The following is a 15,053-nucleotide window of genomic DNA, read 5'->3' as shown; positions in this document are numbered from 1 at the left end:
GGGTGACCGTGACCCAGAGCAGCGACACGAGACGACAGCCGGAACCGCCGACCTTCCCGGACACCAAGGGGGAGCGCACCCGACGGCGAATCCTGCACGCCGCCCGTAAGACCTTCGCCCAGGTTGGCTACGAGCGGGCGACGATCCGCATGATCGCGGCGGAAGCCGAGGCCGACAAGTCTTCCGTGATCAAGTATTTCGGGAGCAAGCGTGACTTGTTCCGCGAGACCGTGCACTTCGATATCCCGATCGACGATCTCACCACCGGCAACGCCAGCACGAGCACCGAGAACTACCTTCGAGGCATGCTGGGCAGTTGGGCCCAGGAGATCGACTCCCCGATGTCGGTGCTGCTGCGGGCGAGCATGACCAGCGAGGAAGCCGCCGACATGCTCCGCGACCACATCACCCACAATTCGGTCAACGTCATCGCCCGGCACATGAGCGACCTCCCGGACGCCCGGCTGAGAGCCGGGCTCTTCGCCGCAATCATGATGGGAATTGCCAGCGGTAGATACCTTCTCCGGATCCCCGACCTGGCCGACGCGGACCTGGAGGAGGTGCTGCGGGTGGCGGCACCGGTGATCCGTAGCCTCATCGCCCCGGACGCCGCCGGCGAGGCGGGTGGTGAACGACCGAGCCCCGGCCCGACTCAGGACTGAGTAGACCGGTCAGTTCCGCCAGCTGCCGTAGCTGCGTCCAGGTAGCCAATGACCTGGTGGGCAAAGGTCGGGTTTCCGGGACATGGCGCAAGTCCAGCCGCAGCAAGGCGGTCCTCCGGCCGTCTCGTACCGGGTCACGGTCGGCGGCGAGCTACCAGGAGGAGAAGCCCGGAGGCCACGATGCTTCCGGCCGCAGTCCACCGCATGATGTCTTCGATGGCCTCCGTGAGCCCCATACTTCTCGACTGGATGTCGATCAGCGTCGCCGCGGCCGCTACCGCGAGGCCGGAGACCCCGATAACGATCGCGAGGGTGACACCGGATGCTTCGCCCACCAGCTCCCGGGCGACAACCGACTGCGTGCCGATGTTGGACATCGCGTACCCCACGCCGTAGCTGAATCCGAACAACGCGAGGCCGGGCAGGTAGGTTTCGAAACCACCGCCGAGGGAGACCACGAACAGGCCAATCCCACCGGTCACCGCAGTGGCACCCATCACTACCGGAATATTCAGGTGTTCGCCGAGGTGCCCTGAGATCGGACCGGAGATTCCGGTGGCCACCGAGGCGGCGAGAAGAATCAGACCCGCGGCGAGAGGCGAGCGTCCCTCCGCTTGTTGGAGATAGACCGTGCTACCGAACACTCCGATGACGAGAGCGAGGTTGGCGACCGTCCCCATCAGGGTCACCACGACGTAGGGACGGTTGCGAAACAGTTCAAGGTTGACCAAGGGATACTTCGCCAACCGCTCGCGCTGCACGAACGCCACCAGCACCAGCAGCCCGACCACGGCGATCCCGGCCGTGGCGAGGGGCTGCCAATTGCTCGCCAGGTCTACCGCGAGCGTGACCAGGGCGATCCCAGCCGCCACCAGGGCCAGGCCGGGCAGGTCGATCGACCGCGGCACCGTAGGGTCGCGTGATTCACGCACGCCAGCGGCGACGATCGCGATGGCGATAATGCTCAACGGTACGTTCACGAGCAGCACGACCCGCCAGACAACCAGCTCTGTTATCCCACCGCCGAAGGGAGGGCCGAGCGCCATCGACACGGCGCCGATGCCGTAGGCGTAGCCGATCGCCCGTTTCACCCGCTCCGCGGGAAAAGCATTCGTGACGACGGCGATGGCGAGCGGGAAAATGATGGCGGAGCCGACTCCCTGGACCGTCCGGAAGGCGATGACGGTCCCTGCGTTGGGGGCTAGGGCGGCACCCAGGGAACTCAGACCGAAAATCACGAGTCCGACCATGAGAATGCGTCGGCGGCCAAGGATGTCGCCGAGGCGTCCGCCCGGAATCAGGAACGCCGCCAGGGAGAGCATGTAGGCGCTGATCACCCACTGCAGGTTGGTTGGAGACGTGCGCAGCTCCGAAGCCATCTTCGGCAGCGCGAGGTTGAGCGCGAAGAAGTCGAGCTGAACCAGGAAGATGCAGAAGGACGCCGCTACCAGCGTCAGCTTGGCCTGCGCTGCGGCTCCGTGAGGTGAGGCGCTCCCGGGCCGGTGACGAAAGTGGTGCAGGCGAAGTAGCACGGGTTTTCCTCACGTTGTGAAGTGGTCGGATGCCCGAGGTGCACGTAGGCACGTCTCGCACTGTCACACACCAGCCCCGGCTGGTCCGGGTGATTCACGGTAATCGCCGAGCCGCGCTGTTCGTCGGCGTGTAGCTGCATGAACCTTTTCAAGATCATGAGTTTGGGATGAACACAGGTACCGACCGCGGAAACTTGGTTGCCCGCCGACGGTCAGCCGTAACACGATCTGCTGTGTGCTGAAGCCCGAAATCCTGGAGTTCTACCAGCGGGGCGGCGAGCGGGACCGGCTCGCCGCCGGCCCGGGCCGGTTGGAGTTCCTGCGCACGTGGGATGTCCTGTCCCGGGTGCTCCCGGGTGCACCAGCGGCCTTGCTGGACGTGGGCGGCGCGACCGGGGTCTACGCCGCTCCGCTGGCGCAGGCCGGCTACCACGTCCGGGTTGTCGACCCGGTGCCCGAGCATGTGGCTGAGGCGGCAGCCTGCCCCGGGGTGACCGCCGTCCTCGGGGATGCCCGGGCCTTACCCGCCCCCGATCGCAGCGTGGACGCGGTCTTGCTGCTCGGGCCGCTGTATCACCTGCCGGAGCGGACGAATCGCGTTGCTGTCTGGCGGGAAGCGGCTCGTGTCGTACGTGCTGGCGGCGTGGTCGTGGGCGCCACCATCAGCCGGTTCGCGTCGCTGTTCGACGGTTTCGTGAAGGGCTACTTTACTGACGCACAGTTCCGACCCATGGTGGAGCGCACGTTGGCCGAAGGAGTGCACCGCAATATCGGCGACACGCAGCGGTGGTTTACCAGCGCCTACTTCCACCATCCGGACGAGTTGGCCGGTGAAGCGACGGAGGCGGGCCTCGTCGTACGGCGGCGGGTTTCGGTCGAGGGCCCGCTGGGGATGACCGGGGCGCGACTGGCCGAGATCCTGGCCAGCCCCGACCTGACCGGCCTGCTGCTGGAAATGATGCGCTCGGTGGAAGATGAGCCGAGTTTGCTCGGCGCCAGCGGCCACGTCCTCACGATCGCCGTCCGAAGCAGCGCAGAAGCGGAGTAGACCACCGTGCCGAAGCCTGGGGTGGGAGCGAACGGCCCTTTCGGGGACGCCGTCCCGCGCCGATCCGGGCGCCCAGCCACAGCCCGCCCAGCAGAACAGCTGCGAAGACGGGCAGCCAGCGGAGGCGGGCGAGGATCCACCACCACGTGTCGGGCGCGGTGTGCAGTCCGGGCAGTGGGGCGGAGCCCAGGGCGAAGAGGGTCACCGCCACCAGCGCGGTCTGGTGCCACAAGAAGATCCGCATGGCGGACAGGTTCGTCACGCCCACGACAGCCCAGACCAACGGGCGGCAGGCGAGCCGGGTCAGCGGGCCACGTAGCAGCAAGGCCATCCCCACCTGGGCCAGCCCGAAGCTCACCGCGACGAGGGTGGGCGGGTTGAGGTTGGACCGGCCCTGGCCGGGCACACCGACCAGACTGGCGGGGTAGTCGAACCAGTGCACCAGCGCGGCGGTGGCCACGATCCCGCCGAGGAGCAGCCCGACCGCCGGCAGCCGGGCCCCGCGGGCGCAGGCAACCCCGAGACAGAAGGGTACGAGCCAGGCGGTCGCCACGTTCACCCAACCGAGCCACGACGGGCCGCCGAGCCCGAGCCGCGCCACGTCGACCACGGCGACCGCCGCCACGAGCGGCACGACGGCTCGGCCGGGCCGGCTCCACACGAGCGGGGTCACGGCGATGAGCCCGGCGTACACCACGACAAACCACAGCGGGCTCAGCACGATGACCCGGACGGTGCGCACGGACTCCGGGTCAGCGGCCGGCATCCAGACCAGGGCCGCCACCGCCCAGCAGGCGAGAAAAGCCAGCACCGGACGGAAGAGCCGATTCATCCGCGCCAGCAGCCACCCCCGGTAGCTGCTCGCCCTCGGCAGTCCACCCGCCGCGGCGAACCCGCCGACGAAGAAGAAGACCGCGAGGGTCTGCAACAGCCAGGAGACCGGGGTGAGGCCGGGCAGGTACGCCAGCGGGCTGGCCACCCGCAGCCCCGACCCGGTGAGCACGAACGCGGTCACCAGCCAGTGGCCGAGCACCACGCCGGCGATGGCCAGGGCACGCAGCACGTCGATGGAGCGGTCCCGGCCGGCCGGGGTGGCCGCCGCAAGGCGGGCGGGAAGCGATCCCGCGGTCATGCTGTCCCCAACGCCACGGCGGCGAGACTCTCCAGTGCGGTGGTGCCGGGCAGGAAGTACCCGTCGTGACCTTCGGCGCCCGTGACATCCAGGGTCCGCGCGCCGAACGAGGGCCGGCTCGGGTCCGCGCCGTGACCGAGGCCAAGGACCCGCACCTCGGGGATCCGCCGGGTCCAGTCACCCTCGGCGCTGCCCACCCAGAGCCGTGCCTCGGTATTCAACTGTTCGGCCGCACCGACATCAAGGCCGGGGCTTCCCAGCACCACCAGGTCGGCGACCTGAACGGGCAGCCGGGCCGCCGCGTAGGCGAGGACCAGAGAGCCGTAGCTGTGCCCGATCACCGTGATCGTCGCGTCCGGCCGGGCCGTGGCGAGCTGCCGGACGTAGCCGGTCAGGGCCGTCGCTCCGGCCATCGCGCGCTCCGAGCGGACCGCGGCGAGGTCGATGCCGCCGGGCGGCGCGTAGCCGAGCCAGGCCACCACCGCTACCTGCCCGCCGCACGCGGCGTGCAGCTGCCGGGCCTGCCAGTACGGCGAGCGCCGCAGGACGCCCCCGTGCCCCCGGTCAAAGTTCTCCGGTGTGGTGGCCGCACCGGGCACCAGCACGACAATCCGATCGGCCCCATCCGGATCACCCACGGTCCGCACCACCGGCGCGCCGATCGCCGCCGGGCTCGGGGCCGGGCAGGCGGCGGCCAGCAGCACCGCGACGAGCAGCCGCAACAACCATCGCTTCATGGCAGCGACGCTAGGTACGGACCGTCCCCGGAAGCGTCACCCGCGAGCGCCAACCCGGACCGGTACCCCGGTACTACTTACTCACCCGGGTTGATCATGCCGCTCTCGTAGGCGTAGACCACTGCCTGCGCCCGGTCTCGCAGGTTGAGTTTCATCAGTACGCGGCCGACGTGAGTCTTGACGGTCTGCTCGGCGAGGACCAGCTCCGCCGCGATCTCCTGGTTCGACAACCCGCGCGCGATCAGCCGCAGCACCTCCGCCTCGCGCCGGGTGAGGGCGTTGATCGAATCCGGGTCAACTCGTCGCGGCCGCGCGCGGCTCGCGTAGTCCGCGATGAGCCGCCGGGTCACCGAGGGAGCGAGCAGCGCCTCGCCGGCGGCCACCACGCGTACCGCGTGCATGAGTTCGGCGGCGGGCGCATCCTTCAACAGGAATCCGCTCGCGCCGGCCCGCAGCGCCTCGAACACGTAGTCGTCCAGGTCGAAGGTGGTCAGCACGAGCACCCGCGGGCGACGCCCACCGGGTGGCACCTCCAGGATCTGACGAGTTGCGGTCAACCCATCCATGGTCGGCATCCGGATGTCCATCAGGATGACGTCGGGGTCGTACCGGCGCGCGGCGGCGACCGCCTGCTCCCCGTCGGCGGCGTCCGCCACCACCACCATGTCCTCCTGGGCGGTGAGTAACGCCCCGAACCCCTCCCGGACCATCGCCTGGTCGTCAACGAGCAACACCTTGATCATGCTTGGCTCTCCAGGGGCAACGTCGCCCGTACCTCGAATCCACCGTCGTCGGTCTCGGCTGCTTGCAGGCTGCCGTGGAGCATGGCCACCCGTTCGCGCATTCCGAGCAGGCCGTGGCCGCCACCCGTGCCGGCTGGCGCGGAACCCGGAGGAGGCACCGGCCGGCCGGCGGAGCCCACCCGGACCGCGTTGCGGACGCGGATGGTCAACTCGTGCCGGCTGCGGTGCAGGGTGACGTCAGTGCGGGCACCCGGTGCGTGCCGAGCCACATTGGACAGCGCCTCCTGCACGATCCGGTAGGCGGAGGAACCCACCGCATCCGGCAGGTCGATGACCGCCCCCTCCACCGTCAGCGTGACCGGGGTCCCGGCTGCCTGGGCGTCCGCCACGAGCGCCTCCAGCTCTGCGAGATTCGGCTGCGGGGCGGTCAACGGCTGCTCCTGCGGGGCACGTAGGACGCCCAGTAGCCGCCGCATCTCCGTGAGCGCCTCCCGGGATGCCTCGGATATCTCCCCGAACTCCGCGCGCGCCGCCGGCGGAAGCTCGTCCAGCCGGTAGCCGGCGGTCTCCGACCGCACCGCGATGAGGGACATGTGGTGGGCGACGACGTCGTGCAGCTCACGGGCGATGCGCGCGCGCTCGGTCAGCATCGCACCCCGTTCCTGCTCGGCGACGAGGCCGGCGCGCGCCTGCGCCCACCGGCCCCACAGGTGGCCTATTCCCAGCACGCCACTGACCAGCAACATGCTGCCGTAGCCGACGCCCGGGTCGAGAAACGCCAGCGACATCGCGATGCTGAACACCCAGACCCAGAACAGCACCCCCAGCGGATGGCGGTAGCCGACCACCACGAGGACGACGAGGTAGACCAGGATCAGCACCGGATTGCCGGGCCAGGGAGCACCGCCTTCATGTAGCCCGTTAACGCCACTGACCAGGGTGGCTACCGCGGCCACCCGCCACGCCAGCAGCGCACGGCCGGGAAGCAGGGCCACCGGCGCCGCGGTCAGGGCGGCGAGGAGGACCGTCTCGAACCGACCAACCTGGTACGGCTCGAGGCCCGCCATCGCGAGGAGCCACAGCAGGAACGCGACCAGCGGCGCCAACACCCGCAGCTTCGGGCGCAGCCGCGCCAACCGACGGGCTCGACCCGACGCGGCAGCATCCCCCGGCTTCGGGTCGTGGCCGGTGGCGACCACCCGCACCAGATCACGCAGCGCTGCGGCAATCGGCATGCGATCAGGGTACTGTCACGCTTCGGCTCGGTGGGGACATGGCCAATTTGAAGCCCAGGCCACGCCCCACCGGCACGGGCCCTGGCTACCAGCCCTAACCCCGGGGCGATTCCAACCGGGTCCCGCACGCTGACCCGGCGGGGGCGTCAGTCGAGGCAGAACTCGTTGCCCTCGACGTCCTGCATCACCAGACACGACTCGCTGTAGCCGTCGGCGGGCAGGAGTCGCACCCGCACCGCGCCGAGCGCGACCAGCCGGGCGCACTCGGCCTCGAGGACGGCCAGCCGCTCGGCACCGACGAGCCCGGTTACGACCCGCACGTCGAGGTGCAGCCGATTCTTCACCGCCTTCCCCTCCGGAACGCGCTGGAAGAACAGCCGCGGCCCCACACCAGCGGGATCGACGCAGGCGAACGCCGAACCCTGCCGTTCCGGTGGGAACGTACGTTCGAAGTCGCCCCAGGTGGCGAAGCCCGCAGGGGGCGGCGGCACGACGTATCCCAGCGCCTCGCACCAGAACCGTGCCACCCGCTCCGGCTGCGCGCAATCGAAAGTTACCTGGACCTGCTTGACCGATGGCATCGGCTCACCGTAGGCATCTGGCGGCGACGTTGCAACGCAAATCCACGGCGGCGCCGGACCAATCCGGGCAGCCACTACCGGCCCTTGACGGTGTGAACGCGATTCGATAGAAAGCCCGGCATGCGCTGGGCCTGGGTCCGCACCGCGACCGTGATCGTCGTGGCGCTCGTGCTGCTACCGCTGCTGACGCTGTACGCCTACCTGCTCCTCTGGTTCCTACCGGATCTGACGTCCAACGTCCGGTCGGCGCTGTGGCTCGTGACCTTTCGTTTCTAGAGTTGATGACCACGTCGCTGCCATCGACCTGCCTGGCCCCCGACGCCAAGCGTGCCGCCATCCCGGTGGACCTGGCGCTCACCCACCGGGAATGACGACCTTCCCAACCTCTCCTCAGCCGGCCCGCTCGGCGTCGCTGCGTAGGACGCAGAACTCGTTGCCCTCCGGGTCGGCCAACACCACCCATCCGGTGCCGTCCGGGTTCCGATGGTCGCTGACGAACCTCGCGCCCAACGCCATGACCCGTTCGACCTCCTCGTCCCGCGTGAGCTCGGGAGTGAGGCAGACATGGACCCGGTTCTTGCCGACCTTACTCTCCGGTACCCGCAGGAAATGCAGGCACGACCCGCCAACCGTATCGAGGTACGCCTCTTCCACGCCCGGCGCGCACTCGGCGGCGATCGGCTGGTCCATGACCTGGCTCCAGAAGGTGGCCAGCTGGTACGGGTCAGCGGCGTCGAAACAGACGTTACGCAAAGATGTCGACATAGGAGGGTTGCTACCCGTTCCCACTCAGTCGATCAACCGAATTACGCCGACGGCTCACCGAACCATCGCCGCAGCTGGATACGCAGCGCCTCCTGGTCGTCGCCGACCCACGCCACGTGGCCGTCCGGCCGCAGCAGCAGCGCGGGCACGTCCAGTTCCGGGCTGACGTCCACCACGTGGTCGACCCGGTCGGCCCAGCCAGCGGCCGATAGCCGGCCGGTCTGGTCGAGCACCATTCCCTTGCCGCGGTGCATCAGGCCGTAGAGGCGCCCCTGCTTCAGCTCCACGTCGCGCAACCGCCGGCCGAGTAGATGGTGCCCCGCGCCGAAGTCGTACCGCACCGAGATCGCGGTGACCTTCTCGATCAGGTAGCGGTTCACCTCCTCGAAGTCCATCAGCTCCGCCACCACCCCGCGTACGGCCTGGGGGCCCGGCTCGAGGGTGATCAGCTCCGTCTGCGCGCGGGTGTTCTCCAGTACGTCGGCGGCCACCGGGTGCCGCTCCGCGTGGTAGCTGTCTAGCAGCCCGATGGGCGCCCAGCCGCCGATCTCCGCGGCGAGTTTCCAGCCGAGGTTGAAGGCATCCTGGATACCGAGGTTGAGTCCCTGTCCACCGAGCGGCGGGTGGATGTGCGCCGCGTCGCCGGCCAGCAGCACCCGGCCGACCCGGTAGCGCTCGGCGAGCCGGGTGGCGTCACCGAACCGGGACAGCCAGCGCGGTGAGTGCACCCCGAAGTCGGTGCCGGCGGTCACCCGCAGTTGCTGCTGGAATTCCTCGAAGGTCGGCGGGGTCGTCCGGTCCTCGGCCACCCCGGCGGCGGGCACGACGACGCGGTACAGCCCGTCCCCGTCGCCGACCGGGCCGGCACCGAACCGGAGCTGCGTTTTGCGGACCTCGGTCATCACCGCGGTGACCTCCTCCGGCGCCGCGGTCAGCTCCATGACGCCCAGCAGCGTCTCGAACCGGGTGGGCTCGCCGGGGAAGTCCACGCCGAGCAGCTTGCGGACCGTACTGCGGCCGCCGTCGCAGCCGACAAGGTAGCGGGAGCGGAGCTGGGTGCCGTCGGCGAGTTCCGCGGTCACCGCTTCCTCGTCCTGGCGCAGGCTGACGAGTTCGGTGCCGCGCAGGATGTCCGCGCCAGCCGCCGCGGCGTGCTCGGCGAGGATTCGTTCGGTGCTGGTCTGCGGGATACCGAGGATGTACCCGTGCGCGGTGTCCATGTTGTCGGGCCACGGCTTGGTGATGCCGGCGAAGTAGCCACCGACCCGGTACTGCTGGCCGTTCGCGAGGAAGCGCTCCAGCAGGCCGCGCTGGTCCAGCACCTCGATGCTGCGCACGTGCAGCCCGAGCGAGCGGACAATCACCGGCGGCTCGGTGTCCCGCTCCAGCACCACCACGTGTACTCCGTGCAGCCGTAGCTCACCGGCCAACATCATGCCGGTCGGCCCGCCCCCAACAATGATCACGTCGAACATGAAACTGCCCCCTTTTCGTCGACACTTACCTCGGCCAGCCCTCCGCCGAATTGATGGCGCGAACCCGCGCACACGTGTGTGTCGCGAATCCCTGATTCCACAGGTACTGGCTTCGGCCGACGATTCTGCGGCAATAACGGGGTCTTGCCGCAAGACCCCCCATGTGCTATATGTTAAGAGTGGCAGGGAGAAGTGCACTCCCCCAGAGGTCGAAGCGCACTTCCAAATGAAGCGCCCTCCTAAATTTGCAGCGCACTCCCAGAGTCGAAGTGCGCTGCCACCTCACCGAGTGACGGCGGGACTCGGCCCATCTGCCGCCGGCAGCGTCACCGTCACCTCTAGGCCACCGCCCGGCTGCGCGATCGCCTTCACCACGCCCCCGTGCGCGTCGCAGACGGCCCGGACGATGGAGAGCCCCAGACCGGAGCCGCGGGCACCGGTCCGTTCCCGGCCGCCCCGCCGGAACGGCTCGAACAGCCCCGGCACATCGGCCTGCTCCACCTCGAAACCGGTGTTGCCCACCACCAGCCAGGACCGCCGGCCATCCGAACCGGTCCGCACCCAGAGCCGGCCATGCAGATGGTTGTAACGCACCGCGTTCTCGACCAGGTTCCCGGCGAGCCGGTCGAGCAGCCCGGGGTCGCCGACCACCGGCGCCGGCTCCAGTGAGGTCTCCACCCGCAGACCAATCCGCTCCACCTCCCGGCGTACCGCCGTCAACGCGTTGGCGGTGCCGGCGGCCAGATCGCACTCCGTCCGCCGGGCGAGGCGATGGCCGGCCTGGGCCTCGCTGCGGGCCAGCACCAACAGCGCGTCCACTAGGCCGTTGGCCCGCTCCGAGGCATCCCGCACCACAGTGGACATGCGGCGGTACTCGGCGGTGTCCGCCTCGTCGTCGCTGAGCGTCACGTCAATTTCGGTACGCATCACGGCGAGCGGGGTACGCAGCTCATGTGAGGCGTTGGCGACGAAACGCTTCTGCGCGTCGAAGGCGACCGCGATCCGGTCCAGCATCGCGTCGAAGGTCTGCGCCAGCTCGGCCACCTCATCGTCCGCACCCGAGTAGCCGATCCGCTGATCGAGGGTGGTCTCGCCGAGCCGCCGGGCGGTGGCGGTGACCTGGTAGAGCGGGCGCAGTGCCCGGCCCGCGACCAGGTAGCCACCGGCCACCCCGACCACACTGATCGCCAACAGCGCCGCCAGCCCCTTGGCCAACAGTTCCCGGCTCGCCGTATCGCCCAGCTGCCGTTGCCACTCGGCGGCGTCCAAGGAACGCCCGTCAGCCAGCACCACCGTCGTCCCGGGAAGCAGCTCGTCGGTGGGACGCAGCGCATCGCGTACCAGCAGCCAGGCCAGCAGCACCAGGATCACCCCGGCCCCCAATAGCAGTAACCCGTTGAGCAGGGTCAACCGCAGGCGCAGGGTGGGCCGCATGCCCCGGCCGGCGCTCACGCCGGCGCCCCCGTCACCCGGTAGCCGGCGCCGACCACGGTCTCGATCAGCGGTGGTTCGCCGAGCTTCCGGCGCAGCGTGCGCACGGTGACCCGGACGATGGTCGTGAACGGGTCGGTGTTGGCGTCCCAGACCCGTTCCAGCAACTCCTCGCTGGAGACCACCGCGCCGCCGGCCTTGACCAGTTCGTGCAGCACGCCGAACTCCTTGTTGGTCAGATCCACCGGCAGGTCGGCCCGGGTGGCCGTCCGCCGAGCCGGGTCGAGCACCAGGTCGGCCACCGCCAGCACCGGCGGAGCGGCCGGGGTGGCGCGGCGGCCCAACGCCTGCACCCGGGCGACCAACTCGTCGAAGGCGAACGGCTTCGGCAGGTAGTCGTCCGCGCCCAGTTGCAGCCCCTCGACCCGGTCAGCGACCGTCCCGCTGGCGGTCAACATCAGCACCCGGGTCAGGGTGCCGGAGGCGGCCAACTCGGCACAGATCTGATCACCGGGTACGCCGGGCAGGTCCCGGTCGAGCACCACCACGTCGTACCGGGTGACAAAGGCCATCTCGTGCCCGCTGTCACCGTCGTACGCGACATCCACCGCCATGCCGCGCTTGCGCAACCCCCGCGTGATCGCATCGGCGAGGTGGCGTTCGTCCTCGACAACCAGTACCCGCATCCCAGCCTCCTCGCGCCTGACTCCCCGACAACCTAGTGCTTCACCGCCAGCGACGACCCGGTGCGCGACCGGTGGCGAAGCAGCCCGGCACCCGGCTCAGGCCAGGCCACGGCCGCGGACGGGACAGCGGGCAACCGAGAGTGACCGGGGCCGGCAGCTCCAGCCGCGGCCGCCTGTACGATGGCGCGTCGTGCCCGCGCCGATGGTTGACTCCGTGCCACAGACCAGCACCCCCGCATCCGCTGCGGCGGAAGTGCCGACCCGGCGCTCCCGCTGGCGTCCCGCCCGCGCCGACGTCCTGGCCCTCGGCGTCTACCTGGCCCTCGGCGTACTGGTCTGCCTCAACCACTGGGGCGACATACCCAACCGGGTCTCCGCCCACCTGCCGACCGACCACAGCTGGTTCGAGTGGCTCTTCGCACACGGGGCGTACTCGGTGTTCCACCTGGAGAACCCGCTCTTCACCACCCGGCAGAACGCCCCGACCGGGGTGAACATGATGGCGAACACCTCACTGCTCGGGGTGACCCTGCCGCTGGCGCCGTTGACCGCGCTGGTCGGCCCCCAGGTGATGTACGTGCTCTACCTCGGCGGCGCGCTGGCCGCCACCGCCGGCACCTCCTACTGGGTGCTCTCCCGGCACCTGGTGCGCTCCCGGGCCGCCGCGTTCGTCGGCGGCGCGTTCCTGGGCTTCGCACCCGGCGTCGTGCACCACGCCAACGGCCAGCCCAACTTCGTCTCCAACTTCCTGCTCCCGCTGATCGTGCTCCGCGTGCTGCGGCTCGGCGAGCCCGGCCGGTGGCGGCGCAACGGCATCCTGCTCGGCCTGCTGGTGGCGTACCAGATCTTCATCAACGAGGAGATGCTGCTGCTCACGGCGCTGGCCTGCCTCGTCGTCGTCGCCACGTACGCGGTGCTGCGGCCGAGGGCCGCCTGGCGACAGGCCGGCACCTTCGCCGCCGCCCTCGGCACCGGCGGTGGCCTGGCGCTGCTGCTCACCGCGTACCCGATCTGGTTCCAGTTCAACGGTCCGCAGTCCTACCGCGGCCTGCAGGGCGGCATCTTCCACAGCTGGGGCGAGGACCTGAAGGCCTATGTCACCTTCCCCCGGGACACCCTGGCCGGGGACCCGGCGGTGGAGCAGACGCTCGGCTTGACCGAGCAGAACAGCTGGTTCGGCTGGCCGCTGGTGATCCTGGCGGTGCTGGCCCTCCTGCTACTGGTCCGCCGCAGCCTGACGGCGCGCATCCTGGCGGTGCTGACGGTGGTGTTCACGGTGGCCTCCCTCGGCCCGACGATCCGCTTCGACGGCGCCGAGACCGACACCGACGGCCCATGGTCGTACGTTTCGGAGGAGCTGCCGCTGGTCGAGATGATGATGCCGACCCGGCTGAGTCTGGTCGTGGCAGCCGCGATCGGGGTCCTGCTCGCCGTCGCATGGGACGCCGTCTCCCGGACCGGCCGGCCACCGGTACCCGCGCAGCGCTCCGGCCAGCCACCGGCGCCCATGCGGCGCTCCGGCCGCCCGCTGCGATTCCTGCTGCGGTGGCGACGCCCGGTCGGCTACGCGGCCATCACGCTGGCGCTGTTGCCGCTGATCCCCCGACCGCTGCCGGTGGAGTCGGTGGCGCCCCCACCGCACTTCATCACCGCCGAGGGCTGGCGGCCGTACGTGCCCGAGGGGCGCACCCTGGTCCCGGTGCCGATCCCGAGCAACGTGCACGGCCTCTCCACGCTGCGCTGGAGTGCGCTGGCCCAGCACGCCTTCCCCGTTCCCGGCGGGTACTTCATCGGTCCCAACGAGGAGGGGGAGGGGATCTTCGGGGCGGCGAACCGGCCGACGACCCGACTCATCTACTCCACGATGGGCAAGAACGCCGCGCCCGACATCACCGACGTCGAGCGGCGGCAGGCGGTCGAGGACCTGCGGTACTGGCAGGCCTCGGTGGTGGTGCTCGGCGCCCATCCCCAGGAGGCGGTGCTGCGCGACCTGATGACGTCGCTGCTCGGCACACCGCAGCGGGTGGACGACGTCTGGCTCTGGGACGTCCGTCCCCTGGTCGGCTAAGGCCCTAAACCATCGAAGCGCTTGGTGAGACGCACACCAGCGTCCTCGGCCGCGCGTTCGGCTGCACCGATCACCCGATCAACCTCCCACGGGTACATTCCCAGGTCCTCCACCACCTGCACAAAGGTAGCAATCTTCGCATGCACCACAAGGCCGTCCGGCGCATCGATGACGCCGTCTGCTCGAGCCACAAGAACGTCCCGAATCACTTCTTCCGCAAGCAGCTTGTCGAGTCGAATGTCCTGGGAAATTCTTGCCACCCGATCGGCCAACCCGCTAAGACGCTCTGGTGACGGAGGTTGCGGGAAGCGTTCCTCAAGCAAGGCCACCACCACACGATCGACAACTTCGACCACCGCGCTATCTGACTCTTCGTCCGGCAGCGCTTCCAGTAGCTCTCGCGAACCAGCCGAGTGCGCCTTGAGCTTCTGCCCCATAAGCGACCGGAGCCCCGTCGTAGGCACGAGACCTACTCGACGAGGGCGCAGCGGCCACCGGCGACGAGCTCGCCTGTCGGTCCGGATTTCGGCTGCGCGCACCAGCTCCATACACTGCGCATCACTTGAAAATTCCTTTTGCACCAAATCATAAAGAACATCCACAAGGTGCAACTGTGCAGCCCAGCTTGCCCGGCGAGAACCTTCGAATGCCAGCGTGACAAGCTCCTCAATCTGCGAATTGGGCACTGACTTCCTCGTGCGCTCAGTGACGGCTTTCAGGTACTCGAACACTCGCCGTCCGCTCTCGTCTCTGGCAAAGGAACGACGCATCGCCAGCACCCAGGAATGGAATATCAACTTCGAAGCAGAGTAGAGGTGGAGCAGCACTGGCACCGCGTGCCTCCGCTCACCGGACCTCAAGATCCGCGATACCGCGAGCCCAGCACCGGTGACCGGCGCGGGGGGATCACCAGCCAGCTGATCATCCATCCCATCGTCCCCTGGAATCCGGACCGGGA

The 15,053-nt window shown here is 69.4% G+C and carries 15 protein-coding genes; 4 read left to right on the top strand and 11 right to left on the bottom strand.

All coding sequences use genetic code 11. The annotated features are described in order from the left end of the window. The first annotated feature begins 2 nt into the window (after positions 1–2). Positions 3–662, top strand: a complete 660-nt coding sequence (locus SALPAC2_RS0100240; protein ID WP_018214628.1) for a TetR/AcrR family transcriptional regulator — start codon at positions 3–5, stop codon at positions 660–662. 134 nt (positions 663–796) lie between these two features. On the opposite strand, the gene SALPAC2_RS0100235 is transcribed toward SALPAC2_RS0100240, so the two are convergent. Continuing rightward, positions 797–2,194, bottom strand: coding sequence for an MFS transporter (locus tag SALPAC2_RS0100235; protein WP_018214627.1), 1,398 nt, complete (start codon positions 2,192–2,194; stop codon positions 797–799). Positions 2,195–2,429: 235 nt separating this feature from the next. Here SALPAC2_RS0100235 and SALPAC2_RS0100230 point away from each other — a divergent pair, with 235 nt between their 5' ends. Further along, on the top strand, positions 2,430–3,242 hold the full coding sequence (locus SALPAC2_RS0100230; RefSeq protein WP_018214626.1) for a class I SAM-dependent methyltransferase: 813 nt from the start codon (positions 2,430–2,432) through the stop codon (positions 3,240–3,242). On the opposite strand, the gene SALPAC2_RS0100225 is transcribed toward SALPAC2_RS0100230, so the two are convergent. The 5 genes from SALPAC2_RS0100225 to SALPAC2_RS0100205 form a co-directional block, all read right to left on the bottom strand. After that, on the bottom strand, positions 3,205–4,374 hold the full coding sequence (locus tag SALPAC2_RS0100225) for an acyltransferase family protein (RefSeq protein ID WP_018214625.1): 1,170 nt from the start codon (positions 4,372–4,374) through the stop codon (positions 3,205–3,207). The genes SALPAC2_RS0100230 and SALPAC2_RS0100225 overlap by 38 nt on opposite strands. After that, the gene (locus SALPAC2_RS0100220; RefSeq protein WP_026184250.1) at positions 4,371–5,111 is read right to left on the bottom strand and encodes an alpha/beta hydrolase; all 741 of its coding nucleotides are present in this window, start codon (positions 5,109–5,111) and stop codon (positions 4,371–4,373) included. Before SALPAC2_RS0100220 ends, SALPAC2_RS0100225 begins: the two co-directional genes overlap by 4 nt. Positions 5,112–5,188: 77 nt before the next feature. Further along, entirely contained in the window at positions 5,189–5,854 is a 666-nt protein-coding gene (locus SALPAC2_RS0100215; protein ID WP_018214624.1) for a response regulator, read from the bottom strand. After that, positions 5,851–7,089 carry a sensor histidine kinase gene (locus SALPAC2_RS0100210; protein ID WP_018214623.1) on the bottom strand — a complete coding sequence of 413 codons (1,239 nt, stop codon included), beginning with the start codon at positions 7,087–7,089 and terminating at the stop codon, positions 5,851–5,853. The genes SALPAC2_RS0100215 and SALPAC2_RS0100210 overlap by 4 nt, the downstream gene beginning before the upstream one ends. A gap of 146 nt (positions 7,090–7,235) precedes the next feature. Beyond that, positions 7,236–7,670: a VOC family protein gene (locus tag SALPAC2_RS0100205; RefSeq protein ID WP_018214622.1), complete on the bottom strand. Its 435-nt coding sequence runs from the start codon at positions 7,668–7,670 to the stop codon at positions 7,236–7,238. 120 nt (positions 7,671–7,790) lie between these two features. Between SALPAC2_RS0100205 and SALPAC2_RS27135 the strand changes: the two genes are divergently transcribed. After that, positions 7,791–7,946 (top strand): hypothetical protein, encoded by a 156-nt coding sequence (locus tag SALPAC2_RS27135; protein ID WP_018214621.1) that lies wholly within the window; start codon positions 7,791–7,793, stop codon positions 7,944–7,946. Positions 7,947–8,060: 114 nt separating this feature from the next. Here the strand turns inward: SALPAC2_RS27135 and SALPAC2_RS0100190 are convergent, their stop codons facing one another. The 4 genes from SALPAC2_RS0100190 to SALPAC2_RS0100175 form a co-directional block, all read right to left on the bottom strand. After that, positions 8,061–8,435, bottom strand: a complete 375-nt coding sequence (locus SALPAC2_RS0100190) for a VOC family protein (RefSeq protein ID WP_018214619.1) — start codon at positions 8,433–8,435, stop codon at positions 8,061–8,063. A 41-nt stretch (positions 8,436–8,476) separates the two neighbouring features. Next, on the bottom strand, positions 8,477–9,910 hold the full coding sequence (gene rox, locus SALPAC2_RS0100185) for a rifampin monooxygenase (protein WP_018214618.1): 1,434 nt from the start codon (positions 9,908–9,910) through the stop codon (positions 8,477–8,479). A gap of 282 nt (positions 9,911–10,192) precedes the next feature. Next, positions 10,193–11,362, bottom strand: a complete 1,170-nt coding sequence (locus tag SALPAC2_RS0100180; protein ID WP_018214617.1) for a sensor histidine kinase — start codon at positions 11,360–11,362, stop codon at positions 10,193–10,195. Next, positions 11,359–12,027 (bottom strand): response regulator transcription factor, encoded by a 669-nt coding sequence (locus SALPAC2_RS0100175; RefSeq protein ID WP_018214616.1) that lies wholly within the window; start codon positions 12,025–12,027, stop codon positions 11,359–11,361. The genes SALPAC2_RS0100180 and SALPAC2_RS0100175 overlap by 4 nt, the downstream gene beginning before the upstream one ends. Before the next feature lie 202 nt (positions 12,028–12,229). On the opposite strand from SALPAC2_RS0100175, the gene SALPAC2_RS0100170 reads away from it, so the two are divergent. Beyond that, on the top strand, positions 12,230–14,095 hold the full coding sequence (locus SALPAC2_RS0100170; protein ID WP_026184249.1) for a hypothetical protein: 1,866 nt from the start codon (positions 12,230–12,232) through the stop codon (positions 14,093–14,095). Here the strand turns inward: SALPAC2_RS0100170 and SALPAC2_RS27645 are convergent. Then, positions 14,092–14,928, bottom strand: a complete 837-nt coding sequence (locus SALPAC2_RS27645; protein WP_223874057.1) for a hypothetical protein — start codon at positions 14,926–14,928, stop codon at positions 14,092–14,094. The genes SALPAC2_RS0100170 and SALPAC2_RS27645 overlap by 4 nt on opposite strands. Between the last annotated feature and the right edge of the window lie 125 nt (positions 14,929–15,053).

The organism is Salinispora vitiensis (genome assembly GCF_000378825.1).
GTDB lineage: Bacteria > Actinomycetota > Actinomycetes > Mycobacteriales > Micromonosporaceae > Micromonospora > Micromonospora vitiensis.
Note: the sequence above shows the minus strand (reverse complement) of the source record. Positions and strands in the feature narration are given on the sequence as shown.